The 26,408-nt window shown below is 29.4% G+C and carries 31 protein-coding genes; 26 read left to right on the top strand and 5 right to left on the bottom strand.

Translation table 11 applies throughout. The features are described 5' to 3' along the window. The first annotated feature begins 203 nt into the window (after window positions 1-203). From dnaN to N4A40_13090, 10 genes are all read left to right on the top strand, one after another. Window positions 204-1,280 (top strand): DNA polymerase III subunit beta, encoded by a 1,077-nt coding sequence (dnaN, locus tag N4A40_13135; GenBank protein ID MCT4662800.1) that lies wholly within the window; start codon window positions 204-206, stop codon window positions 1,278-1,280. A 298-nt stretch (window positions 1,281-1,578) separates the two neighbouring features. After that, window positions 1,579-1,869 carry a hypothetical protein gene (locus N4A40_13130; GenBank protein MCT4662799.1) on the top strand — a complete coding sequence of 97 codons (291 nt, stop codon included), beginning with the start codon at window positions 1,579-1,581 and terminating at the stop codon, window positions 1,867-1,869. Window positions 1,870-2,405: 536 nt separating this feature from the next. Beyond that, the gene (locus tag N4A40_13125) at window positions 2,406-2,747 is read left to right on the top strand and encodes a hypothetical protein (GenBank protein ID MCT4662798.1); all 342 of its coding nucleotides are present in this window, start codon (window positions 2,406-2,408) and stop codon (window positions 2,745-2,747) included. A 71-nt stretch (window positions 2,748-2,818) separates the two neighbouring features. Further along, window positions 2,819-3,040: a hypothetical protein gene (locus N4A40_13120; protein MCT4662797.1), complete on the top strand. Its 222-nt coding sequence runs from the start codon at window positions 2,819-2,821 to the stop codon at window positions 3,038-3,040. Between the two features lie 33 nt (window positions 3,041-3,073). Continuing rightward, on the top strand, window positions 3,074-3,724 hold the full coding sequence (locus tag N4A40_13115; GenBank protein ID MCT4662796.1) for a hypothetical protein: 651 nt from the start codon (window positions 3,074-3,076) through the stop codon (window positions 3,722-3,724). Window positions 3,725-3,820: 96 nt separating this feature from the next. Beyond that, window positions 3,821-4,504, top strand: coding sequence for a hypothetical protein (locus tag N4A40_13110; GenBank protein MCT4662795.1), 684 nt, complete (start codon window positions 3,821-3,823; stop codon window positions 4,502-4,504). A gap of 140 nt (window positions 4,505-4,644) precedes the next feature. Continuing rightward, window positions 4,645-5,781: a DUF6094 domain-containing protein gene (locus tag N4A40_13105; GenBank protein MCT4662794.1), complete on the top strand. Its 1,137-nt coding sequence runs from the start codon at window positions 4,645-4,647 to the stop codon at window positions 5,779-5,781. Window positions 5,782-5,850: 69 nt separating this feature from the next. Next, window positions 5,851-9,072 (top strand): hypothetical protein, encoded by a 3,222-nt coding sequence (locus tag N4A40_13100; GenBank protein ID MCT4662793.1) that lies wholly within the window; start codon window positions 5,851-5,853, stop codon window positions 9,070-9,072. A 126-nt stretch (window positions 9,073-9,198) separates the two neighbouring features. Further along, window positions 9,199-9,351, top strand: coding sequence for a hypothetical protein (locus tag N4A40_13095; protein ID MCT4662792.1), 153 nt, complete (start codon window positions 9,199-9,201; stop codon window positions 9,349-9,351). Window positions 9,352-9,400: 49 nt separating this feature from the next. Then, window positions 9,401-9,688, top strand: coding sequence for a DUF3846 domain-containing protein (locus N4A40_13090; protein ID MCT4662791.1), 288 nt, complete (start codon window positions 9,401-9,403; stop codon window positions 9,686-9,688). A gap of 175 nt (window positions 9,689-9,863) precedes the next feature. On the opposite strand, the gene N4A40_13085 is transcribed toward N4A40_13090, so the two are convergent. Further along, entirely contained in the window at window positions 9,864-11,489 is a 1,626-nt protein-coding gene (locus N4A40_13085; protein MCT4662790.1) for an SUMF1/EgtB/PvdO family nonheme iron enzyme, read from the bottom strand. Between the two features lie 257 nt (window positions 11,490-11,746). On the opposite strand from N4A40_13085, the gene N4A40_13080 reads away from it, so the two are divergent. Further along, window positions 11,747-11,932, top strand: a complete 186-nt coding sequence (locus tag N4A40_13080; protein MCT4662789.1) for a hypothetical protein — start codon at window positions 11,747-11,749, stop codon at window positions 11,930-11,932. A gap of 120 nt (window positions 11,933-12,052) precedes the next feature. Here the strand turns inward: N4A40_13080 and N4A40_13075 are convergent, their stop codons facing one another. From N4A40_13075 to N4A40_13065, 3 genes are all read right to left on the bottom strand, one after another. Continuing rightward, on the bottom strand, window positions 12,053-13,573 hold the full coding sequence (locus N4A40_13075) for a PIN domain-containing protein (GenBank protein MCT4662788.1): 1,521 nt from the start codon (window positions 13,571-13,573) through the stop codon (window positions 12,053-12,055). 71 nt (window positions 13,574-13,644) lie between these two features. Next, window positions 13,645-13,791, bottom strand: a complete 147-nt coding sequence (locus N4A40_13070) for a hypothetical protein (protein MCT4662787.1) — start codon at window positions 13,789-13,791, stop codon at window positions 13,645-13,647. A 171-nt stretch (window positions 13,792-13,962) separates the two neighbouring features. Further along, window positions 13,963-14,541 (bottom strand): hypothetical protein, encoded by a 579-nt coding sequence (locus N4A40_13065; GenBank protein ID MCT4662786.1) that lies wholly within the window; start codon window positions 14,539-14,541, stop codon window positions 13,963-13,965. Between the two features lie 263 nt (window positions 14,542-14,804). Between N4A40_13065 and N4A40_13060 the strand changes: the two genes are divergently transcribed. Beyond that, window positions 14,805-15,263, top strand: coding sequence for a hypothetical protein (locus N4A40_13060; GenBank protein MCT4662785.1), 459 nt, complete (start codon window positions 14,805-14,807; stop codon window positions 15,261-15,263). Between the two features lie 348 nt (window positions 15,264-15,611). On the opposite strand, the gene N4A40_13055 is transcribed toward N4A40_13060, so the two are convergent. Next, window positions 15,612-17,387, bottom strand: coding sequence for an IS1634 family transposase (locus N4A40_13055; GenBank protein MCT4662784.1), 1,776 nt, complete (start codon window positions 17,385-17,387; stop codon window positions 15,612-15,614). Window positions 17,388-17,861: 474 nt separating this feature from the next. On the opposite strand from N4A40_13055, the gene N4A40_13050 reads away from it, so the two are divergent. The 14 genes from N4A40_13050 to N4A40_12985 all read left to right on the top strand — a co-directional run bounded on the left by N4A40_13050 (window position 17,862) and on the right by N4A40_12985 (window position 26,408). Continuing rightward, a complete protein-coding gene (locus N4A40_13050; GenBank protein ID MCT4662783.1) occupies window positions 17,862-18,278 on the top strand; it encodes a hypothetical protein in 417 nt (138 codons plus the stop codon). Between the two features lie 37 nt (window positions 18,279-18,315). After that, window positions 18,316-18,726, top strand: a complete 411-nt coding sequence (locus N4A40_13045) for a hypothetical protein (protein MCT4662782.1) — start codon at window positions 18,316-18,318, stop codon at window positions 18,724-18,726. A gap of 33 nt (window positions 18,727-18,759) precedes the next feature. Further along, window positions 18,760-19,194, top strand: a complete 435-nt coding sequence (locus N4A40_13040) for a hypothetical protein (protein ID MCT4662781.1) — start codon at window positions 18,760-18,762, stop codon at window positions 19,192-19,194. Between the two features lie 28 nt (window positions 19,195-19,222). Next, window positions 19,223-19,450: a hypothetical protein gene (locus tag N4A40_13035; GenBank protein MCT4662780.1), complete on the top strand. Its 228-nt coding sequence runs from the start codon at window positions 19,223-19,225 to the stop codon at window positions 19,448-19,450. Between the two features lie 10 nt (window positions 19,451-19,460). Then, window positions 19,461-20,180, top strand: a complete 720-nt coding sequence (locus N4A40_13030; GenBank protein MCT4662779.1) for a hypothetical protein — start codon at window positions 19,461-19,463, stop codon at window positions 20,178-20,180. Window positions 20,181-20,462: 282 nt separating this feature from the next. Continuing rightward, a complete protein-coding gene (locus N4A40_13025) occupies window positions 20,463-20,909 on the top strand; it encodes a DUF4121 family protein (protein ID MCT4662778.1) in 447 nt (148 codons plus the stop codon). Window positions 20,910-21,018: 109 nt separating this feature from the next. Then, a complete protein-coding gene (locus N4A40_13020) occupies window positions 21,019-21,615 on the top strand; it encodes a hypothetical protein (protein ID MCT4662777.1) in 597 nt (198 codons plus the stop codon). A 75-nt stretch (window positions 21,616-21,690) separates the two neighbouring features. Continuing rightward, entirely contained in the window at window positions 21,691-21,915 is a 225-nt protein-coding gene (locus tag N4A40_13015; GenBank protein MCT4662776.1) for a hypothetical protein, read from the top strand. A gap of 40 nt (window positions 21,916-21,955) precedes the next feature. Continuing rightward, window positions 21,956-22,237 (top strand): hypothetical protein, encoded by a 282-nt coding sequence (locus N4A40_13010; protein MCT4662775.1) that lies wholly within the window; start codon window positions 21,956-21,958, stop codon window positions 22,235-22,237. 63 nt (window positions 22,238-22,300) lie between these two features. Next, complete coding sequence (locus N4A40_13005; protein ID MCT4662774.1) at window positions 22,301-22,669, top strand: hypothetical protein; 369 nt, start codon at window positions 22,301-22,303, stop codon at window positions 22,667-22,669. 66 nt (window positions 22,670-22,735) lie between these two features. Beyond that, a complete protein-coding gene (locus N4A40_13000; GenBank protein ID MCT4662773.1) occupies window positions 22,736-23,587 on the top strand; it encodes a hypothetical protein in 852 nt (283 codons plus the stop codon). Window positions 23,588-23,842: 255 nt separating this feature from the next. Further along, window positions 23,843-24,571, top strand: coding sequence for a prepilin peptidase (locus N4A40_12995; protein MCT4662772.1), 729 nt, complete (start codon window positions 23,843-23,845; stop codon window positions 24,569-24,571). 189 nt (window positions 24,572-24,760) lie between these two features. After that, complete coding sequence (locus N4A40_12990) at window positions 24,761-25,474, top strand: hypothetical protein (GenBank protein MCT4662771.1); 714 nt, start codon at window positions 24,761-24,763, stop codon at window positions 25,472-25,474. Further along, entirely contained in the window at window positions 25,467-26,408 is a 942-nt protein-coding gene (locus N4A40_12985; GenBank protein ID MCT4662770.1) for a hypothetical protein, read from the top strand. Before N4A40_12990 ends, N4A40_12985 begins: the two co-directional genes overlap by 8 nt.

Raw genomic sequence — 26,408 nt, 5'->3', positions numbered from 1 at the left:
TTAAGCTGATTCTAGATTGAATTAGTGGCATTTTAACTTTGTGATCAAATAGATTTTTGACACAGTATAGGTTTTTAAAAATAATTGTCCTGGGGATATTATGTTCCGAGGGTATTTTGTTTTTTGAAATATTTATTAAGACGTTTTATACGTCATGGAGTTATTAATTTATTAAGACGATTATTCGTCATAGGAGGATTTTTATGAAAATTGAGAAAATGGAATTACTAAGAGGTATTAAAAGTGTTATGGGAGTTGCTAAGAAAAATGATGTTGATATTACTGATTGTGTCAATTTATCAGTTGAAGATAATGAAGTGGTTTTAAAAGCAACTGATTTTACCACAAGTATTGAAAGTAAATTAATGCTTGATGGATTTTTCAATGAAACAATGAATTGTAGTGTTAATTGTAAGTTGTTCCATAATGTAATTAATAAGATGCCACAAAGTATATTAGAGTTGGAAGTAGACTCTGATGTGTTGAAAATTGTTTGTGGTAAGATCAATTTTGAGTTAGCCATTTGCAATTCTGAATTTCCAACAAGCGAAAAGTTGGACAGTGAAGAGATTGTAGTAAATGGAATGGATTTTGCAAACTGTCTTACAAGTGTTATGGTCGCAACTGCAGATGTAAGTAGACCTATATTAAACGGTGTTTTTATAAATGCTGAAAATAAATCTATAGAATTTGTAGCCACTGATGGTTACAGATTGGCAACTAATAAGCTAGATTATTCAGTTGAAGGAAAGTTTTCAGGGATTTTACCTAATAAATCAGTGTCAGAGATAGTTAGGTTAACAAAGGATATTTGTGACGAGGATATAGTTATTATTTCTAAGGAAGATAGGATTAGGTTAGAATTCAATAATGTGATTATTGAGTCTATTTATCAGGAAGGGAATTATATTAATTATAAACACTTAGTTAATAATAATCCTATCTGCATTGAGATAGATAGTAATAGCTTAATAAGTTCAGTACAAAGAGTTTCTTTATTGGCAAAAGAGGGACAGAAAAAGTACATTGTGCTAAGTAATTCAGATGATGAATTATTATCTATTTCCGCTATAGCTGAAATAGGTGAGTGTATTGATAATGTGGTCTGCAATAAAAATACAGACGAAACGTTTAAAATCGCCCTTAATCCGTCTTTTTTATTAGATGGACTAAAGAGCTTGATGGGAAACATAAAATTGTTTCTAAAGGATTCTAAGTCACCTGTGTTCTTTAGTAGTGGTGACAATTTTAAGTATCTTGTTTTACCTGTAAGTATGTAGTTTTATTGATAATTATTATATAATAGTGTTGATTTTTTATAATTTTCGGGTAATATTATATTGTAAAGTGATAGTATAAAAGTGAAAGAAGATATGCTCGTAGAACGCGAGCAATTAATCAAAAAAAAGTTCAAAAAGAAGATATGCTCGTAGAACGCGAGCAATTAATCAAAAAAAAGTTCAAAAAGAAGATATGCTCGTAGAACGCGAGCAATTAATCAAAAAAAAGTTCAAAAGAAGATGTTAAAAATAGTCCTTAATTTTGAGGACTATTTTTTTTGAAGGAAGGAGTATAGTTTTGAAATTTGAATTGTTGACATTAGATTTTTATAATAATAATGATCATTTAAAAGAAATTGAGAAGAAAGTTGATAGACCATATTCAGTTTTTGTTGTAGATATTAATAACCTTACATTTGCAATACCGCTAAGAAGTTCTATAAGACATGATTATTTTTTTCCTTCGTCTAATATCACAAATGCGAAAAAGAGAGAAAATATATCCAATGGTATGGGGAATGCGGGGTTGGATTTTTCAAAAGCTGTTATTGTGGAAAAAAGAATGATATACGAACAGAGGCAGGCATAGTATACATAAGTAATGATGAGCATAGTTATCTTAAAGGAAAAGACTATTTAGTTAAAAAAGGAATGGAAAGATATATAGATAAATATAGAAAGGCTTATAATAAGCAACATATAAAATCTAATCAATTGCTTTGTAAGTATTCTACTTTACAAAATTACCATGATGAGATTGGTATATAAATATTACATAACTTTGAAAATACGGCTAGTAAATCTTAATTTTGTCAAATATTATTGTTATTTTTTTGCAATAATGCTATAATGAAGACATATTAATTTTTTATTTTTAAAGCTGTTTCTAGATTGAAATAGTGGCATTTTTAGTTGTAGAATAATTAGATTATTATTCTAGTGTTTTTAATTTTGTTTGAAACTCGGAAGATTTTTAATTTTTTAAATTTCTTGCGAGTTTTTTAGTTTTTTGAGAAGGGAGGATTTATTAAGACGTTTATACGTCAGGTTTCAGGTGTTATGTAAGACAAGTTTATTGTCAGTTACATTTTATTAAGACGATTATTCGTCATTTGGAGGTTTTTTATGAGTAAAAAGAAGAAAAGATTTAGTATGGCACCAGTTATTATTGTTGTTGTTCTTGGGTTCTTTTTAGTGAATGGTGTAGAAAAATTCACTAAAGAAGAGTATCAGAATCAAGCTGATGAAATTGCTAACTATATTGTTAGTGAATTTGAGAGACAGAGCGATAATGGTGTGGAACCATCATTGGATAAGATAGTGAGTAAAGCTCAAAGACTTGATGAGTCTAAGAGTTTAAAAATTACTTATTCAGATGGTTTGTTTGAAAAATCTTTCATCATCTTCTTAGAACTTGATGGTGGAAAAGTAATTAAGTTTAAGGATGTAGTTTTAGACTTAGACTAGTTACTAACTTGAAGAGGAAGTTATCTTCCTCTTCATTTCCCAATATCAATCTATGGAGGTGAAGTTTTATTATGAAGTATGTAGAAGAAATACTATCTACGGAACCTGTAAATGCAGATGAAGTAGAAAAAATATTTCAAACATATTTCCCAGGAGAATTTAAAGTTGTTTATAGACCTTGTAATTCATTTCTTGGTATTGAGCAAACTGTTAGATTAATTGTTCAAGATAAGTATTGGGTAACATGTTATCTTGATCAAAACCAACAATGGGAGATTGAGTACATTCATTAGAAGACGATGATTCGTCATTTTAGGAGGATTTTTATGAATAAAGAAAGCGTTTTAAATACGGTAAGACATTTAGGTAATGTTAGAGATAGATTAGGATATGATAGGCCACAAGTTGGTGATCAAGTTTTTTACTATTGTGAAGAAGATGAGTCTGATATGGTTTATTTAACTGTGATTGAGTCAGAACCTAACGGAAAACTGGTATTGTCAAATAAATTAGGGCCTATTTATGTTGAAGGTTCTCACCTTCGAATAGATATTAAGTCAAAACCATATACAACTATTTTCTATGATGAAGAAAATATGTTGTCGGATAAAAGTGAAAGCCTATTTATTGATCTGAGTGATTCTTACAAAAGATTTGTTATTAAGGGGACGGAACTTCATATTAATATGAAGAATAGAATGTGGAAGTATTGCGATAAAAGAACAGATTCTGAAAAACAGTTTGAAGAAAAAACTGGTAAGGGTGTAATTAATGTTCTTAATTATGATATTTACCATGTAAAACCAAAAACTAATGAAGAAGTAATATCAAATCTAGAGGTATTTGGTAAAGAAAACCTTAAAGATTTGAATGAGACAAATTACTCTTTGTCGGGAGTAATTTTTGATAGATATATGATTGAGTATAATTTTTTTGGTTCGTTCTGGAATTTTGAAGATAGAAAAGGAATTTATTAAGTAAGAAGTTTTATTAATGAAAGTTTTTGTAGAAGAGGATTAATTAATCCTCTTCATGTTTATTAAGACGATCAATTCGTCATTGGAGGAGTTTTTATGTTTAAAATGTATGAAGAAATAAAGGAGAAAGTAGAAACTATTAAGACTATAAGGGGAAAGTTAGGATATGATTTTCCACAAATAGGAGATGTGTTAATATACACTTCTTTGTTTAATGATAAAAAGGAAAGTTATGGTCTTGTAGTTGAGTCGAATACTGAAATCGGAAAGATAGTCATCCAAGTACAAACTGAATTTCCGTGTGTATCATTAGTTGATGGCCAACTATCTTTAAAGAAAGAAGATCCTATCTATCCTAAAGAAGATATTTGGATTGGAAATAAAACAAAAAGTAAGTATTTGAAAAGAATTGATGATATAAGCATACTTGATAATTCTCATACTTTAAATAACTTGTTTTTTATTGATGAAGATATTGCATTTGAACTAAACAATAAAACATGGGAATATTGTGAACATAGGAGTTTAAGTCAAAGATTCTATGAACAATGTTTACAAAAAAGTGTGGAGTCTGAATTAGAAGAAATTTTAAAATCCCAACCAACGTGTGAACTGGATGTTGAAAAACTGTTTAACCGATTTAATATTATGGATCAGGATAATTTCAAGATTTCAAGTTCAGATAATGTTATAGAAGTCAATCTTTTCGATAGATACAATCTTTGTTTTGATATTGATGATCTATATTGGCTAGAAGTTATTGATCTTTTAGCTGAATAATTTTTTAAGACGATTTATTCGTCAGTTATTAGTTTTTATGAAGAGGGTCATAGTGATCCTCTTCATTTTATTTATTAAGACGGCTATCCGTCATTTAAACTTTTTTTAAGACGTTTATACGTCATTCAGGAGGAATTATTATGCATAATGTAAAGGAACTAACAAATCGTTTTTCGAGGACTGTAGAGAACGAGAGTAAAATGGGATTTTATCCAACTGATCCCGAAATAGTTAGGATGGAGATGGAACTTATTAATTTTGAAGTAACTGATATTGATAAGGTTTCTATTTGTGACTTTTCTGCAGGTGATGGTTTACAGCTATATCAAATGCGTGAATTTATTAAAAATAAGAGTCTGACACCATTTTCATATCTAAATGAGTTTGCAAAGTCAAGGTATGAAGAGGCTATTGAGAAATACTCTGAAGAGGAAAACTTCTTTTTCTGCAATAGTGATATATTTACACTAAAATGCAGGAGTAAGCAAGGTCGTAGATATGAAACTAAGACTATGGCCATCGTAAGGAATAATCCTCCATATGGTTTTACTAAAAGGTACGAAGAGAGAATAAGAACAGAAGAATTATTCTTTCTAGAAAACGATAAATATCTAGTTGAAGGAGGAATCCATATACTAGAAGTTCCTATAAATACTTTAGCACATTATCCGGGCTTGATGAAAAAGATAACATTTAGATATGAGAATATAAATATCTATAAGTTCCCGGAAAAAGTATTTAAAAAATTTGGTCAGATAGTTCTAATCGGGACAAAAAAATCAAAGAATTGTTCTGATATAGAACTTGCTGAATACTGGGTTGAAAAATTAAAGATAGGAGATATATTATCACTAGACCAAGTGAATGGACCAGTAGTAAGTTTATCTGGATCATCACTTAAGAAAGCTAAAGAAGTTAATGTATTTAGGGATGGTAAAATTGATGATATCTCTTTATCTAAGGGGCTATTTTCAGAGCTAGATAATTTATTAGCTAAAGAAAAGGAAATGAACTCTTATGGTTCTATAAAAGTTATTCAAGACGAGACAGCAATAATTGAGCGTTCTGTAGGACATAGAGCTTTAGAACTTGCTTCAGGGAAATTTAATAAAATTTGTGGTGATGTTTTAATTTACGGCTTTTCTGAAAAGAAAGTAAGAACAAACGTAGATAATGAGGATAATAAAGAAATCACCACAGAGACAGAGTATTTAGTCTCTGGTATAGAAATCACTAATAAAAATGGAAATGTTATTAGAAAAGAATCTATTAATTAGTGAATAGAGGAATAATACTTAATATTAAATTTTATTAAGACGGTTTATCCGTCATTGGAGGAATTTTAAATGACTAAGATTACAAATACTCATAACGCTATCAAGAGAATTATTATGACATTAGAAGGGTTTTTAAAATCTAACAAAATATATAACTTTGAGATTAATCATTTTGATGATCAGCTTAAGGAAATAAAACGTCATGGTTATGAAAACTTGGATTTACTGAATAATCTATATAAAACATTAATTAAAAACAGAGATAAGAGTTCAGATGAATTATATGAACTTAAGACTGAAATAAAAGAAGCCTTAGATTTTTATAATACAGAGATAGAAATTTTGTCAAAGTATATATATAAGACTTTAATTATAGGATCGTATTATTATAAAGTTAAGACTTTATTAACTGATACTTATAGTGGAGATAGTACTGTAAGGTATGTGATAGCTTCTTGTCAATCTGAACAAGAGATGAGGTCTTTATTGGCCAACCTTCAGAAAGGTACAAGAAGTATCCGTGTTGGTGGTAATTATGATAGAATCTGCTCTGTTAAGAATGGTTATAGAGCACTTTATCTTAGGACAAAGAATGAAAATATTGGAGATGGAGTTCATGCAATTATTTATAATGAATCAGATTCAATATTAAAAATTCATAAGGATAAGGATCTCGTAAATGAGGTGTACAAATTTGTACTATCAAAATACAAGACTGGTCTATTGCCTGAGTGGGGGAAATATATTTATGATAAACTTGTAGAAGAGAATATGATCAGAATTTGTGATGGTTTTGATTATACTGGAAAGGCACCAAAAGTAGTCATTTTTTATGATGAACTTGATACTAACTTTTTCATAAGGATTAAACAAGAGGGCCTATCTACTGGAAAGATTAGTTTACCAGTAGAAAATAATATAGCTTTTAATCAGGATGCTACGTTTTATGAGTTGGTAACTGAATATGTACTACCATATCTTCAGGATGAAAACTTACATTATAACGTAGGAGACAAAATAGACAGTATAATAGCAAGTAAAATAGATATAGGAAAAGGCAAGGTAGGAAAGCTATATCCAAGGCAACAAGTTATAGCTCAGGGATTTTTAGAAGCTATAAGGGATGGTAAATACGGTTTTACATTGAATGGAGACATGGGGATTGGCAAGACTTACATAAGTGGTAAGTTAGCTCTTGCGGTTGTTCATGAATTCAATAATAATTTTGTAGGTCGTATTGCTGTATATTGCCAAGGACAGCTTATTGAAAAATGGAAGAGGGAGATAATACAAGTTTCAAGACCATTAGGAATAACTCCAAGTTTTATCACTCTTAATAGTTACATGGATGTTAAAAAACTAAAGAGGAAACCTATAGGTTTAGAAGTGTTGTTAATTCCAAAAGACAAAGCTAAGAGGAACTATCAAGTTGAAATGGCTGTCAGAAAGCCTTATAACTCTTCAATAAATGATTTAAGATGTCCTGATTGTGGCGGTCATATTTATTCTAATTCAGAGTATATATTTGATATTGAGAAATGTGATGAGTATTTAAGTAGAGTTCTTAAAAATCGATCTTCTCTATATTCAAAATGTAATCACTACATTAAAGTTGATGGAAGTCCGTTAACTAAGTGGGAAATTGAAAGGATAAGAGAAAATCGAATCAAAGTACTGTATGAGGATGAGTATAGTACTAATGTTTATTTCGATGAAGATGGATATCCTCTTCAGGGCGAAGAGTTAAGAAAGGTAAAATCGTATAAAGAATCAGGTTATACGATAGCAGTAAGGAAATGTAATGCTTCATTATGGACTGCTAAGAGAAAGAAAGGTTATAATACTTTCAATGCAGTTGAAATGCTAAAAAAACATATTGGAACTAAAGCTATTGATATTACAATAGCAGATGAGGCCCATTTATTTAATAGAGAAAGTAACCAAGGGATGACTTATGCTACTCTTGTAGAAATTTCTAAAGTTGCAGTAAATCTTACTGGGACACTTACCGGAGGAAAAGCATCTGATTTATTTTATCAGTTATATAGAATGTACCCAGATAAGTTGAAAAAAATGGGATACAAATATTCAGATGTTAATCTATTCATAGATCATTATGGTAGAAGGGAAAAGACTACCAAACAGTATTATTCTGAATATAATGCTAGTGGTAAAGGGAAGAAAATATCAGGAGCATGGCAAGAAAAATCGGGTATTAGTCCTCTTCTGTATACTAATTTCCTTAGTGGAATTATGATTTCAAGAAGTATAACTGATATGGACCTTCCTATGCCGGAGTTAAAATTCTTTAAACATGAGATAAAAATGTCTGATGAGTTAAGAAAGGCATATGATAGGCTGAAACAAGCATTTGTTACTTTTATGAGAGAAAACAAAGGTGTATCTCTTGGAGGATCATATATTCACAATCTATTATCATATCCTGATAATCCTAATCAGGAGCCAATATATGTAGATGATACTAGACTAGTGGCCAATCCCGAAAAATTAGATATGGATCAGTTATTTCCGAAGGAGGAAAAACTGCTAGAAACTATAAGACAAGAAGTATCACTTGGAAGAAATACTTTAGTCTATAGTATATACAGTGGAACTAAAGGTGTAAGTAAAAGATTGCTTGATATCATAAGTAAGGAAGGTATCAAAGTGATTGAGCTTAAATCTACTGTAGCAGTAGAAAAAAGGGAGGCTTGGATTGAAAAGAAATACCAGGAGGGTTATGAAGTAATAATAACTAACCCAACTTGTGTACAAACAGGTCTTAATATTACACAATACCCTACAATATATTTTTATGAATGTGGATATGATATTAAAGTCTTGAGACAGGCAGAAAGAAGAGCTTGGAGAATGAATCAAGACAAAGTTTGTAAGGTATACTACAGTTATTATGTAGATACTATTCAGGAAGATGCTATGAAATTAATCGGTAGCAAGAAAAAGGCAAGTCTGGCTATTGAAGGTGTATTTTCTGAAGACCTTCTATCTTCAATGGGCTCCGATAGTGATGATGGAGCAAAAATGCTGTTCAATGTTCTTAAAGGCAAAATTAAACTAAAAGAAAATGAACTGGATGCATTTAACTTTGAAGAGGAAGAAGTGATAATACCTGAATACACAGAATCAGTAGAAAAAGTGGAAAAGTCAGTAGGAGATGGAGAAAGCCAACAACTGAGTCTTTTTACTTTGTCTTATGAGGATGTTAAGGAAGACAAGTATGTCAAAAAGAAAGGCATTGTAGAGGGTCAATTATCTCTTTTTGCAATGTAAATAATGCTAGTGTGGGTAAAACCTGCACTAGCTTTTATATTGTAGAGAAATGTAAAATTAAGTAATGACTAAATATATATATTGTGTTATAATAGGTTTAAATAACATTATAAGGAGGGGGACTTGATGCATTTATTGGTAATGATTTTTATGTTATACTTTGGATGGAAAATATTAATGAAATCATTAAAATGGATATTTGTAGTTGGCATTATTTTTCATGTAAGTGCTAATGTCTTCGATGTATCATTTATAGATATGATTAAGTTATTTATATAGACTTTAACCGGGGATAGTATTTAAATAATAAGATTAAAGGAGAGAGCTTATGAAAGTAATAATGAAAAAGGTAGGGGAAGAGTTAGAACCTATAGAGGTTTCTAATAACTTGTCTGAACTACAGAAATTAGTTGGTGGATATATTGAATGTATTGAATTATTTGATTCAGTAGTTTTACTGTGTGATGAGGATGGTTCTATGAAAAAGCTACCTGTCAATTTTTCTATTAGAGATGTAGCATTGGTGAGAAATGTAATTTTTCTAAGACTGGAAGATGGTGAGTTCACTAGTATTAAAGAGAATGATTTAGAGACAATTAAAGACTTATTACAATAATTTATATTGACATTAATAGATGTAGTTTTCTGGTTTAAGACAAAAAAATTGTCTTAATTTAGAAGGTTACATTGATTTTTTTTGATAGAAAAAGCACCTGTTGAGTTTTCGCAATCAAGTGCTTGACTATCGTTACTATTTATCTTTAAAACTTTATTATTAATACACTAACAAACTACCTTTCGTTAAATGGGTTTACTGTCGTAATAATCCTAAACCCACCTTCTTGACAAGTGTGATCCTTTTTTACCTTCCCTCTAGAATGTGTTTTTGCATAATCAGACTGATACTTAAATGAACCACCTGCAAGTTCAACAAACTTTGTATGGATTTCAATAGTACTTGTCCAATTCCAGACATTACCTGACATATCTAAAACCCCATATTTTGATGATCCTAATGGAAACAATCCAACTGCACACGCTCCATAATTAGGTTGGTTTACATGTCCTTTCATTTCATCAAACTCATCGCCATATGAAAACTCCCTACCAAACTCACCACGAGCCGCTTTCTCCCACTGCTTACTACTTGGCAAATCAATTATCAGATCTGTCTTTCCTTCAAACCATTTACAAAATGCTTTCGCTTCATACCATGAAACATCTACCATAGGATAATTTAAAGATTCATCAAGGCTGATTGCAAATTCTTCAAATTCTCGTATATGATTATCTTTTTTACCAAGCATCCAAAAATGCTCAGATTTATATTCCTCACTTAATACAAAAGTTCTAAACTGATTTCTAGTGACTGGGTATCTAGAAATCCAGAAACTTGGGAGTGATTTTCTTTTTTTCATTGATGAAAATAAAAAATCACCCTCAGGGATTTCAACCCAATCTATGTCTGGTAGACCAGAATCGGTTAACGATACCCCAATTCTCGGATCATCAATAGCTAATTCAGATCCTATCTCTAAGCGTGAAGCATAATCAAGATTAGGAGAGCAAATTTGCATCAATCTCTTAGCGCTATACTTTTTTCTATCGCTTACATGTTCATCTAACTTTAAAACTTTCTCTGCAGTATCTTTGTAAAGCTTTATTACTGGGTGATACTGATACAAAATGTCATTGTGGTCATTTAACTTACCATAAGTATCTATAAGTTTATTTATATCATCCCATATTAAAGGATTATTATCACGCTCATCAGTGATTCTCTTGTATGTTAGCTCACTGCTTAATCTAGCAACTTCAGTCTCGAAATACTCTCTTGCAACATTAAACTCATTTGTTTTCATCAAATCATACTTCATTTGATTTAAAGCGTCATTCATCTCCTCGTGTAATCTAAGATTTTTTACTCTTATCATTTCATTTATCTTACTAGTAAAATCGTCACAATATGTAGTAACTTTCTTATAAAATTTTTCATTCATACTAATTCCAAAAATTGTTGCTAACTCACTCATAACAGCCTTCATATCTCTAGTTGACGATATCGGTCTAGCTTTTGTAGAAATAAAAGGTGTTCCAGAAATATATTTTTCTATTGAATTTACAGGTAGAAATAAAGGAAATGTTTGCTTTTCCAAGATTGAACTAGCCCCCATTTCGGTAATACAATACTTACTATTAAAATAATTACCTGTGATAATTATTACTACTACTTCAGACAAGTTCAAGTTTTCCTCGATTTTCTTAACAATATTATCACCAGTTTTTAAACTTGTATTATCTGATGTGTAAAAAAAATCTTCCTCTTCACTAAGCTTTAGTATTTCACAAAAAAGTTCTACTAGTAAATCAACAAACTCTCTGTCTTTTGATGCATGACTAATAAATATTTTCTTCATGTAATCCCTCCATTCATTTCACCTGATTATACTGTTCTTCTATCAAATTATACCAATTATTAATATAAACTACTAGATGCATTCAGGAATTACAAAATAGTACACACTAAAAAATTAGCTTTTATTTAATTACATATATTATTTTACCAATTTCATTAAAACAATAGCAACGCTTTTTACTTACAAAAGTATCTGGTGGTTGGGATATTGCAGATGATTCTATTAGTGTAACTGATAGGGAAGTTGAATATTGTTGTATGGGATGGGCACCAGGTGGTTATGCTGATTATCAAATAGAGGAAATATCATCTCCAGGACTATCTTTTAGTGAGAAAACTGGATTTAGTGAATATGTTACAGATGATATCATTTCATGTAAGTCTAAGGCAACTCTTGAACGTGGTTCAAGTTCTTGGACACTAAAAATAAGGGTAAGGAAGTAGGATAAATCGTTTTAATCAACCATTTTAATATGAGGCGAAAAGTTTCGCCTCTTTTTTTATATTAATAATACTTTCTTGTATATATTATGATAGTTTTGCGGATTTAAAGAAGAGAAGGTATTAGATTCCTAAACTATCCAAGAATAGTTCAAATCTTTTAATAGTAGTTTCGACTACGTCTATCATTGAATCAAAAGTAGATTCGATTTCGCATGCGATATCATCAGTTTTAAAGTCAATAGATTCTTCGGAACCATCAGATGCATTACCATCCGAATTAAAAGTCATATAGCCATAGTATACTTCAATTTCTCCAGAACTAACTCTTTGTCCATCAACTGAAAACCAAATTTCTAAAGTATTAGTTTCATCATCTTCGGGTTCTAATTCTCCATCGACTTCAATTTTTATTGGTTGTCCATATTGGTTTTTCATCAATAGGATGTTGTCGATATCCATATAGTCATTGAAAATAATACTATCTAGTGAATCTTCTAACAATTGAGGGTTTCCAAAATACAGCTTAATATAATCAGATATTGAATCAATAGCATTCACTTTGTTATAAATTATAGGGAAAAATTTGTACTTATCATTATATAAATCTAATTTATCTTTGAGATCATTAAAACTAATGTTTGATAATTCATCGATAGTATCATCATAAATCTCCAAAAAATTTTGTACAACTTTTTCGTATTCCGAAACTTTAGATTCAATGAGCTGTATAAAATCTAAGGATTCTTTCATTTCAAAAATACGTTCATAGTATGCATCGCAAGAACCAAGAGGGGTTAATCCAACAGACTCTCTATCCATATTAATTTTATCCATGATTAAAGTTTTTCTTTCTTCCTCTTCCTCAATTTTCATTTCTGCCCAAAGTTCATTAATAATACTTATCTTTTCTGCCTCATGTTTAAATTCATCAAGAATAGTTTTAGTTAAGCGTATGCGATACTTTACAACTTCTTCTAATGATCTTGACTTTAAACTTTCATAAATATCTGGATGTAATATTTCTTTCTCATCTTTTTTAGTTCCTTGTGAGAAATCTGCAGTATTTCTACTAATAAAAAAAATTTTATCATTATCATTATCAATATCTATGAAATCCTTAATATTTACTAACGTTTCCACTATTAAAGCATCTGCAGATGAATCTTTATTATCTATATGTGCAGGTGCCTGTTTATATATTCTTCGTCGATCAACTCCTAGAAGCATTTCTCTTGTTTCTATTATTTCAATACAGTTTCTATGATTAAAGATAGAATTAATCTTGCCTATAGAATTTATTATAAAAATTCTTTTATGTACATCAAATTCATCATCTAGTTTTCCCATTATCTGATTTACTGAAGATAGTTGGTCGTTGAATTTTTTGAGTAAATCTACATGATTTATCCAGAATATTTCTTTTATATTTTTTCTGGCATCCTTAACAGCTTTTCCTATCTTTAATATTTCACTTTCGATGTGTCGTTTTACTTCTTCCTTAACTATTTTGGGTAGTATAATCTTTAACATATCATGTTCGAGTAATTGATAAATTTCTTCAAAAGACCCTGCTTTACTAGTATTATTTCTTGATACAATCATATCTATGTAAATATTAGTATCTAAAAACATGTATTTCATATTATCCCTCCTGCTATTTAAAATAAAAATAGATGAACATAAATGATATATGTTCATCTCATGATTAAATATTAGTCATTATATCTTGGATCTAGGTTAGCATCTATGCCAGTAACTCTTTGGTCAAGATCTTTGTTTCTTCCGTCCGAACCATACTCTTCTTCCAAAGCTTCATTTATTGCTTCCAAATTGGCACGTTTTCTCTCAATATCATTCAATTCTTTTTGTGTAAAAGTAATTTTTACAGGTTTTTTCTCATATAAGCCATAAAATCTCCCTTCGAGTACAAGACAGTAAATTTACAAAATAATAATACCATCTTTGTAATAGAAAGGTAAAGTAAAGTTTTGATAATATGTCAAATACAAAAAACTTAGTAGTGACTTTTATTAAGCGAAATTTATTATATTATTGCTAATCGAAATCTTACATGTTTTTTCTGCTTTGTTTTCTGAAGATAATTTTTTTAATAGCTGTTCTAAATTAAAATAAGAGTCAGATAAAGCAACTTCATTTAGTAGAAAAATATGATTGTTAATATCAAGTATAAGAACATTATCCTGGTACTGCTTGAATTTTATCTTTTCTATGTTTTTTATGAACTTTAGGGAAGTACTCTTAAATTCTAACTCATTTATATCGAAAATAGAATTTACTATATATAAAAGATCCTCTTCAGTTAATAGATTTATCAGTATCCATGATGAATCCAGAAATAATTCTTCCATCTGCACTGAATCGTCATACTTAGATAATCTAATAGTATAATCTATATTTGAAAAAAGTGGGGTAGGATTGATGATTAGTAGGTCTGATATATCATGGTGTTTGTTATTTGCCATGCATAGGGCTTCATATAGCAAAATGAATGAATTGATTTTATTCTGTGAAGTTTCGATAGAATACTCATTATTTTTTGAATATAGCCAATTTAAGAGCCTTAATCGTCTTTGAGTTGTATGTTTCATTATTATCCCTCCATCGTGTTATAATTATATCTGTAATAAAAAAAGACTCCATAAGAGATGGAGTCAAATTCTATAAATCCTAATAGTTAAGCTAATTTAGTATAAATAATTTTGTTTCAATTCCTGAATAGTTAAACCAATTGAATATACATATATTTTAGGATAATAAGCGATAAAAGTCAATAGAAATTATAAATTTTAAAGCTATTTAACTAATTATATATATTTGGTATAATGATAAGTATAGAAAATAGGAGGTAGCTATGAAGAAAAATGTTAGTTTGATAAGCGTCATGATTATAAGTGTCCTTATTCTTTTAATAGTTCATATTTTAGGAGTATTTGGTGGTGTTTTAGATATAGCGATTATGAAATATTATGAGGGCGATATTAAAGAAGAATTGGTTCAAGTGTTGAATGAGTCACAGGATGATATTGTTATTAACGGAACATTTTTAAACTTATATTTAGAAGGGCAAGGAAATTCAGTTATAGAAGACATTAATAATAAGAAAGTTAGATTCACAAGGAATAGCGAAGGATATGAAGTGACAGAAGATACATCAGGTAAAAAGGAATATGAGTTTCAAACTGTTAAAAAAATAGCTAAAGTGAGAAAGATTAGGAAGCTTTCTTTTTATTTTATAATTGCTATTGGTATAGGAGTATTTTATTATTGGTTAAGCAAGAGGAAAATAGTGTATAGAATAGATAAAGTATAGAGTGAATTAAGTTTCTGTATATTCAATATAATAGTGATCGATAAGTAAAGATATACTTAAGTCTAAACCAAATTAACATGAAATGGTTTAGACTTTTTTTATTCTCTTCACTGTATCTCTAATTTTTTCTAATGTTAAATAGCACCAGAGTATAGTCTGTGATTTAGGAGATAAAGTTGTAAAGTACTACAAGTTTTTTTAAAATATATGTAAGAATTATATTCCATTAGTTAGATAATGGTAGTATAATCTCGAGTTTGACACTTTAAAGACATAAAAATCGTGAGAACCGTGTATTTTAAATGGTGTTCACGATTTTTTATATGTGCAAAAACTGCGTACCTTTTTTTATTTTTTTGTGTGCTTTAAAATTTTTCTCATTTTTTTATGATCAACAATCTCAAAATCAGTTCTAAATCCAAAGTATTCATGGAGATCATCAGTTAAATCATCTCTTTTGTAAGTTGGAATATATCCATTACGATGTGATTCTAAAAAGTTGAATCCTTGTAAGGTAGTAATTATTTCAGAGCAAGTATATTTGTTTTTTAGTTTTTCGTTTAAAATTCTATAAATCATAAGTGCAATGAAACATGTAATAAAGTGAGCTAAAATCCTGTTATCGTTTTTGAGGTATACTGGTCTTGCTTTAAATTCTGATTTCATGATTCTGAATGACTCTTCTATTTGCCATCTATTTTTGTTTACTCTGATGATTTCAGCAATATCATCTTCCAAGTTAGTGCAAACTCCGTAAAAACCATCGTAGATAGCTTCATCTTCAATTAATTGAGCGTTTATTTCATGGACGTTTTTAGTTGCTCTTTCCCCGTCTTTTGTTTCGCTGGTTGTTCTAATAAGGCGTTTGAAATCATTCTGTCTGGCTTTACCAATATTCTTAGGATTCGATTCAATTAACTTTACAGCTCTTTCTATTTGCTTATAGCGAATATGCCTTTGATAATCTCTAAACTTAAAACTATGAGTTACGATAAACCGTTGTTGTAACTTATTTTCATCAATCCATCTTTCTTTATAAAAGACTTTAGCTTTTAAGTCTTTAATGGTTTCAATATCCTTAACGGTTCTATGTTCTTTAGACTCCAGTTCTTCTAATATGGCGCTGACTTGCTCAATGTTATATTCTTTCTGATCGCCTTGTAAATACCATCCATTTGGATCAAGGGCCCATTCTTTTAAGTGTGACTTCAATTTTTTTATAGATTGAGTCGTAATAAATGCTCTTCCATCTTTATCATTATATTTGCGGTTAGTTATAGAAGATAAGCCAGCATCGGTGCACACAACAAACTTTGAAAGCTTAAAATCTCGGTGTAGTTTTTCTTCAAGAGGTTTTAAGGTAACTTGTTCATTGGTATTTCCGGGAGTAATATCAAAGGCTAATGGAAGGCCGTTTCCATCCATGAATAAGCCCATTTGAACAATAGGATTAGGTCTGTGCTCTTTAGAACGTCCATACTGTTTAAGGCCGTCACTCTGAGCGATTTCAAAGAAGAAGTTAGTGCAGTCATAATAAAGAACTCCCTTGTTACGTTTTGAAACTTTACTACTATTTTTATAGAGTTGGGATTGAATATAGTCATTTTCTTTAGCGATTATATCGAGGGCTCTATAAATGTGATGAAGTTCAAAGTTAGGTTGTTCAATGAAATTCATAGAAGATTCAAAAGTAGCCAATTTAGAGTTTGGGTAAATAATTCTACTGAATATCAATCTTGATAGGATAGAATTTAAATCATAAGTAAAATTATATTTTTCAGCGATTGTGTTGCAAATCTTATCAAGTCCTAACTCATAGTATATTTGCTGTAAAAAAAGATAGCCACCATTAAATGAGACCTGTTTGCCTTTGGGAATTTGTTTTGAGTTAGAATATTTAACAATTGTTTCTTGCTTGCCAAGTTTTTCTTTTTCATTGAGTTCCTTAATGTAGGATTTAGCCCATTCATAAGGATCTTGTCCATTTAGTTTTTCACGTAATGATGCTTCGGTACCAAGTTTTTCTACAATTACAGACGTGTTGGATTGAGTTTTGGGGTTATAAACCGATTTGATTACATATAAGGATGCTGCATTTTTAGATTTCGATACTTTAAGTCTCATTGAAAACCACCTCTTATTTATATTATAACACAGTACGAGAAGGTGCGATATACTAAAGTGTGAAATTTGACAAAAAAATAAAGCTATTTCAAGCTTTTCAAAGATTTTTGAGAGATAAAAGTGTCAAACTCACGTCTAATTTTTTCTAATGTTAAATAGCACCAGAGTATAGTCTGTGATTTAGGAGATAAAGTTGTAAAGTACTACAAGTTTTTTTAAAATATATGTAAGAATTATATTCCATTAGTTAGATAATGGTAGTATAATAAGATATAAACAATTTTATTTATTTAAGCTGATTCTAGATTGAATTGGTGGAGTTTTTAGCAGAGTTATTGATAGATTTCAATAACTGGAGTTTTTATTGTTGATCCCAAGAATTTTAGTATATGATTCTGAGGGATTATTTTTTGTTTTTGAACAGTATTTGTTCGAAATTTTATTAAGACGACTATTCGTCAGAGGAGGATTTTTATGAAAATCGAAGGGTTATTTGGATTTAGTAATGTTGATAACGTTAGTTTTAACTTTTCAGCGAAAGAAAAAAAATCAGTTGAAGAGTGTATAAAGAAGATTAAAAATTACTTTGATATTTATTATCTTAGTATCGTATCTTTTAAAGGAACTATAGAGATTCATTTCTATGATAATGAAGATACTAAAGTAGGCCTATATTTAGACTTTGATAATAGAAATTCAACTTTTTTTTATGAAGGTGTATCAGGTTTCCAAAAGTATTTTTGTCAACAGGAAAACCAAGGAGAGACCTCAAAAAAATATGATGTAGCTTTCAATGTAGTAGCGAATTGGAAGAAAATAAAAGTAGAGTTGGATTCTTTCATAAATAGAAGTAAATCTATCGAAAGAGTTTGCAAAGAATTTGAGGTTTAGTTTATAAAGACGATTATTCGTCAGAGGAGGAATTATGATGAGTAGAAAGTATGATTTGAACAAAATCAGAGATAATTTTGAGGTTCGCATTCTTTATAGTGAGTCAAAAGAGATAAATGAAATGGTAGGAACGCATAAATCTGATGGAATTAAGGTGCTTGAAGAGGCTTTGAAAAAGTGTTCACAAGAGTTATACGGAGAAGCAGGTTATTATAAAACTGGCTTTGAACTATATTATTTCGGTGGTCAGATTGCCTCGGATAGATTGTATCTAGGTGATTATGATTATTCAAATAGTGGAATTCTTAGTTACCTTAGAATGAAGCATTTTGAAGTAAAAGTTCTTAAGGAAATTTTCGAATTTTTATTTTTCATATCAGAAGATATCAGCGATGATACTATAGAGTTATTAACTCAGAATGAGGATCTTGAGAAAATCAAATTTTAATAAGACGATTATTCGTCAGTGGGAGGAATTTTAATGAGTAATAAGTATAATTTAAAAAAGATAAAAGAGAGCTTTAAAGTATATATTGGTTTTACTGAAAGTAATGATGTATGTTCGGTTGAAGGATTTCATACATCGGAAGCAGTAGAATCTTTAGAGGAATTTTTAAAACTATGTTCTGATAGACAGTTTACGAAATTAGGTTACCATAAGACAGATTTCGAACTCTATTTATTAGGTTCAAAATTCTATAGTGGACGTTTGGATATAGGAGATAGTGATTATTCACATAGTGGATTATATCAGCATATAAAGAGAATGGTTCCTTTATATGATAAATCAGATGATGAAAAGAAAAAGATCCAGGAGATGTTTGATTTTTTATTTTCCTATACAGATGAACTAAGTAATACAGTTATTGAAAGCTTTTTTGATGAAGAGGAGTTAAAATTATTAAGAGTTTGCTAAGACGATTATTCGTCAGTGGAGGATTACAATGAGTATTTTCACGAAGTTCGATATAAAGAACATGGAATTTATAGTGAGTGATGAAGCCGAGGAGCAATTAGTTAATTTATTTGCAAAGTATAATTTAGCTCAAGTTAAGATGGATTCAGAATATATGTGGAGGGTTTATTTTTGGTTGTTATATTTTTTTGGCAAAGAGAGTATTATTGTCGGAAAATATAAAGAATATTTTTTAAGACGATTTATTCGTCATTAGGAGGGTTTTTATGTTAAAAAAGCATTTGTTAAGAGATAATCTAAAGGTGGAAATTATTCTAAGAAAAAGTGATAAACTTAATTTTGAAGTACTATTCTATTATAATAGTGAAATCTATAAGAAAGAACTTCTAGAGGTAGACAGGTTCTATAAAGTTATTGAAAAAAACTTGTTTTCTGATAAGTCTTTAGAGGAGATGTTATATGACTATTATCGTCAAGCTCTAAATGATTACACTCAAAAGCAAGATGTAAGTGAGAAATCTTTGGAATCTAATAATATTCTAGAGTACAAAATTGAGTTGTTAGGCTATTTAACTCATAAGACTGAAAAACTATCGTCAAATTCTCTATTATGGTTTACATCAGATTTAGTAGAACTTGAGAAGTTAGGTTTGTACACTGGTTATAAGTATTTTGTATATAAGCAAGAGATTAATGCCCCAAGTAAATATTCAATTGATTTAGAGGAGCAAATGAAGTACTTTTTATCTAGTGAAAATAAACTAGGAAATGCATCTTTAGGTATATCTAAAATGCACCGCGGAAGACCTGCGGAAATAGATATCCTATATAAGGATAATAAAGGTGATGTAAAATTGTCTATGGACTATACGTGTTTAGACCTTTATTTATCTTCACCTAAAGAAGTTTTAGATGAAGTTTCAGAAATTCAAAAAGAATGGATGAATCAATCAAAGCTTTATATAGACGAGGTTAATAATTACTAAATAAGTTATAAGAAACCCCTTTTCAGCAATTTGCTAAGGGGTTTCTTATTGCTAAAGTATTTAATAAATAGTATAATAAGGTATAACATTTTTTATTTTTTAAACTAATTCTAGATTGAATTAGCGGAATTATTAATCAGTTTATTGATAGATTTCAGTAAACAAGTTTTTTTATTTAAGATCCCATGAATTTTTATTATACATTCAGAGGGGTTGTTTTTGTTTTTTGGACGTATGTCTAAGACTTTATTAAGACGATAATTCGTCAGTAGGAGGAATTTTATGAATTTACAGGAATTAAGAAAATTAAATTTAGAGTGTTCTCAAGAACTTACTTTGTCCATGGTTGAGAAAATTAACAATGAACAAAGTAGAATTTCTAATCGAAACTGTGATATACCACAGTTAGGTGATGTTGTTTTTTGGGGTGACCGAAAATATTATATTACCAAAATTTTTACAGACAGTGGAATTTGTCATATTGAAAATTATGATGATATACCATTTATATCAGTTGTAAATGGTAATACTTCTGTTAGCACAGGAGGAATTCCTGGTACTTTTTATGAGATCATTCTTGATAGATTAATCAAGAGTGGTAAAGAGTTTAAAATGTTCAAGAGTTACTTTAACTGCTTTACAAAAAGTAGTGATAAGAAGTTAGAAGGAAAGCCTGAAGACTATCTTGTTTTCTACAAATTAGAAGTTAGCTCTTGGAATATTAAATAATTCAATTTTTTGAGACAGTTATCTGTCGTAGTAAAGTGTTTTTGAAGAGGAGTTTTTACTCCTCTTCAATTTTTTTATTAAGACGATTATTCGTCAGGGGAGGAATTTTATGAATAATTTAGTTGAGAAAGCTAGAATGAAGGGTTTTAATTCTTTAAATGATTTCGAAGTGGTATCTTTAATAACTTCTATAAATCAAGTTGATGTTCTAAGTAAGTTTAAAAGTTTTGATGACTTATTTAATAATATAGACAAGTTGAAAATAACGGAACTTCAAAGGCAGAAGCTAAGAGCACTGTTTGAAATAGGATTTAGAATGAAAAGTAAAATGGCTTTTAAAAAAGTTATTAAATGTTCTAAAGATGTAGAATCTATTTCGCTTGATATGAGAAAACTTGAATATGAAGAATACAGAGTGTTGCTTTTAGATGTTCAAAAAGAAGTTATTAGACAAACTAATATATCTGCTGACAATATATCAAGAACTTTTCCTAGAATAGTATTTAAAGAAGCAATTATAGAAAATGCTGATAGCATGATAATTGTACAGTATTCGAAGAAATCTGATATAAGTCCTTCTCAGAAGGACCTAGACCTCACTAAAAGATTAATCGAAACTGGTGAGTTGGTGGGCATTGATGTAATAGAACATATAATCATCGGAAGAGATGGTTATTATAGTTTAGCTGATGAGGGTTATATGTAGAAGATTTACCTAGTTAATAAGAAGACAATTAAATGTGTTTTTTAAGACGGTGTATCCGTCAGTGGAGGAATTATAATGGAAAATATAATGATTAATAAAATCTATTCAGTCTCGGTTGGAAAAACTATCTATCCAGAGGCTGAGGTTTTATCCTTTTATAAGGACAAGGTTCGTATAAAGGTTATAAAGGGCTGTAAAAATACAAAAGTTGGTTCAGAATTATATGTTCATAAAAGTCAAATTCTACCTCGTATTGAGGTGAATGAATCAAAGCAGTTATCCTTGTTTGAATTATTGTAAGAATTATTAAGACGATGTATTCGTCAGAGGAGGAATTATAATGGAAAAAGGTAATTATGCTAAAAGTACTCATATTTGTAGTCAGTGTGAAAATGAAACAGATTACCCGGTGATTGTAGACTGTGAACCAAAACCTGAAATATGGTGCCTACAATGTGGAATATCTGAAGGAATCACTTTTACGCTCCCAGAATCATTGGAAGGAAGTAGTGATTTAGATATAGCTCGTGACTTTTGGGGAGTATCTATTGAAAATGCATATGACAGAATTGAAGATGATGAAGATTTTAGACATCAAATGGGTGACAAAGGTATATATTAAGTTGGAAGGGTTTATAACTATAAAGGTTTTTTTAAGACGTAGATACGTCAGAGAGGAGTTAATATGATAAATACTTATGAAAGTTTAAAAGAGAGTGTTAAGAAGGTAGTTACATTATTTATGTTTGATTCTTTTGGTTTTCCAATATCAATGCAGGGCCAACTTGTGTCTGTTGACTATAACAGGAATGAACAATTTAACTTAGAAAAAATCATTGTAAAAATTGATCCTATAATTGATGATATAAAAGTTATAGAAATCAGAGAAAGACAAAAGTTCATTATCTGGGAAGGGTGTGTTCATCCGGACACTGACCAATATAAAATATCTGTAGGTTCGGATATGAGGCAAAGTTATTTCTGTTTTGATAAAAGATATATGATTGATGGATTAGATTCAGTCGAAAAGGAACCAATCATTAAAAGATTCTGATTACTAAACTTAATGCTTAAGGAACTTTAATTTATTAAGACGTATATACGTCATTGGAGGGTTTTTATGAATAGAGAGATTATAGAAAATACAGAGAGTATGTTTATTAATAGTTCAAAAAATGTAGTTGATAAAGCGGAAAAAACGAAGACATATTGTAACAACTATTTTAATTATGATAGGTATGTTGCAAATTCAATTCTAAATGACTTATCAAGTTGGTTATGTGAATCTAACAGTGTTAGTATTTCATATGACTTAATTAGAAGAGACTATGTTCAGTGGGAAAATAAGACCAATGCTGAAATAAGGTCGATGTTAGAAGAGGATAAGAAAGGTGGCCTATCTTCCTTTGTGCTTGAACTAGATGACTTTGGTGTTGATTGTACTTTCATCCATGAGAATGATGAAGAAAAATTTGAAGATGGAAGTTATTCTGGCAAAGATGGTTTATGTATATATATTGCAGACAATTTATTCTATTCTAATTACGATGATTTTTATCGTGGAGAATCCGGATATTATAATTCTGATGATGAGTTTGACAATTTAGTAAATATTAAGCCATACTTTGATAAAATAGAAAATCTTCACCAATTATCAAAAAATGAGCTGTTGGAAATTATAAAAAAAACTACTGATGCAGAAGATGATTTTCACAATATGAAGATTGATTATATATACACTCTTATTTACTCTTTAGAAAAAGAAGAGTATAAGGGATATATTAAGGATGAATTAACATTTATCAATCCAACTACTAGAGAGAGATTAGTAGCTTATAGTTCTGAAAGTTCAGCTGATGAAGTTTACTCTACCTGCCAACTACTTCAAAAGGAAAATTTCTTGGATGAAATTATTGTTCTTATTTCAGATAAAGAAAGAATAATAAAATCAATCAGAAGGGATTGGAATTAGAATTAGAAGCATACATTCTATATTATACTGATATTAAGAGACTGTTTTATTATAGTCTCTTTTTTTTAGTCACATCAATGTTGTATACTGTATTATATATGACTAAATTACAAAGGCCATCGTTTATTTGAAATGGTAGCAGGACTAATAATAGTATTTTCTATATAAATATTATAAACTATTTCAACTAAATATATATGATATAATCAAAGTATCATATTTGGAAGAGGTAGATAATTGATGTTAATAATTTTTATGATAGGATTACTAATTGGTACATTTGTTAATACATGCATAGAAAGAATCCCGTATGAACATGGAGATAGTTATATTTATTCAGTATGTCCAGTATGTTATGAAAAAATCAAGTTTCCTGAAAATATTCCTTTCATAGGACCATTTTTTAATACTTGGAAGTGTAATAGTTGTGGAACGAGATTGTCTGTTAGGAAACTAATTATAGAGCTTATAAACGGTGTTTTGTTTTTGCTTGTTTACTATACATATGGTAATTCATTATCTTCATTATATTTTATGATAATGTGTTCTATACTATTAATAATTTTTGTAATAGATTATGATCACATGATAATTCCTTACAGGCTGAATTTTATTCTTGGATTTATGGGAGTAATAAATCTAATCATAGGTATAAATTCTGTAGGAGTAAAAAATGCATTTTTAGGTGCAGGGCTAGGTTTTGGTTTGTTCTTATTAATAGCAATCGTTACAAAAGGAGCTATGGGTGGTGGTGATATATTATTAATGGGTGTACTTGGATTAAACTTTGGCTATAATATTATATGGTTAATCATTATGTTATCATTTTTAATTGGTGGCTTTTTTTCATTACTAATATTACTTACTGGGATAAAAAGTAGAAAGGAATCTATTCCATTCGGGCCTTTTATAACTATTAGTACAATCCTTGTCATATTACATGGTAACAACATTTTAAGTATGTATTGGAGTATAATGTCGTAAGTTACTGTTGAATGGATAGAAGGTAAAGTTGGTATCATAAGGACAATAATTTAAGATTTATAGTAAGAAGAAGAACAGAAGTTACTAGCTGGTCTTTTTTCGCATCCTTTTAATTTCTATGAATACCATTTACTAGTAAAGGATAATTCCTTATGATATTATTAATTTAAGTGTAAAGGAGGCGATAACATGATATGTTCTAATATTGAGTACGGTGTTTATATTGATTCTAGAGAGAAGGACAATGATAGACAGTTTATAGAAGTACTTTTTGAGGAATTTCATCAAGAAGGATTTATGATACAAGATATTATTGTTAATAAAGATGCTTTAGTAGATAGTGTGAAAGTAGATGAATATGTGGTAAGGCCAAAATTAAAAAATAAAAAAAATAATGAAGTTATAGTAGTATTATCGGATTGTATAGTATATCAAATCGGAAGTAAAATTGAAAATGGTAAATTAAGAGAAGTAAATAATGATACCGAAAGAAGTAAAAATATTATTCATAGGATTATAAATAAATTAGATAACAAAGTAACTAAAGTTAGTTTTACGAGTGAGTCTTTTGTAGAAAACAAATTCTTAATAGATCCTAAAGGGTGCAATAGCTTTTTGAGTGGATTGGCTTCTTTAAAGAGGGAGAATAAAGTACAGTTTAATGAGCAAATGGGCGATGATATAATCAATATATGTCACAATTCTTTTATGTATGATAAAATTATGAAATTCTATTCCAAAATGAATAGTCAAATATTTGAATTCAAAGGTACCAGGATCAATAATGATTTTAATATAGAAATTTTAAATGATGAGAATTATTATGAAGAGGAAATAAACTCTTATTTTGATAAGTTCATAGAGCTTAATAATAAGATAAATAAGGAGATAAGATATGAGTGATTACGATAAATTCATACTCTTTAATAATAAGGAAAGTAAGAAAGAATCAGTTTTTAATGATCTTTCTGATGATAAATCTAAAGAAAAATTAGAAGTAAAAGATATTGTTTCAGTTCATGATATTTTTGATAAATCGCATTTTAAGATAGTTAATACAATTGATAGTGCAGAGAAAAATAATGAAGATTTAGTTAGTATATTATTGGATGAAATCAAGCACAATAATGATTTTGAACATGAGCTACATAGAAAACAACAAAGTATAAATAATACTAAGGAATTAAAGTTAAAAAGGTCTTTATTACACCACGAAAAGAGTTTAAAACTCAGACCTGAATCCAAAATATTGAAAGTTTATAATAGTGAAACAATTGAACAACGTAAAGAGGATTTCAATACTCTATTTATGGAAGGTGCTATATTAAATAATTATAAGAATACTCATCAGAATAATAGTAATGTTGAAGGTATCGTTTTATATGAAGAGAAGGATAACTATATTGATACAGTATATATAGAAGCAGAAAGAATGAGTAAGGAAATTTATAGGAAGATACAAAGGGAAGAATTTGAAGTTGGATATTTTTCAAAAACTGGACAGTATTTTAAGGAGAAACTAGAGGCGAACAGGTTAATATCAATGACTGCACTGAATAAATGCTTAATGGATAATTTTGAGAAAAGCGATATAGTGTATGGGATTTTTTCTATTATTTCTGAATTTGAGTATGAAGAAATGTATCCTGAAGCTGTATCAATGCTTCTAAATGGCGGTGTGTATGATGATGATAATGTAAAGGAAGCCGTTGTAAGAATTTTTGAACATTGGTGTAATGAAGATTCTCTTAGGTTAATACAAAAAGTTAAATTTTCGGATCCTTGGCTAGAAGATTACAAAAATGAAGTAATTGAAGATATAAAGGAGAGTATTTAA

This window comes from Tissierellales bacterium (assembly GCA_025210965.1).
In the GTDB taxonomy this organism is placed as follows: Bacteria; Bacillota; Clostridia; order Tissierellales; family JAOAQY01; genus JAOAQY01.
The sequence above is the reverse complement of the archived record's forward strand: the minus strand, read 5'-3'. Positions and strand labels throughout refer to the sequence as shown.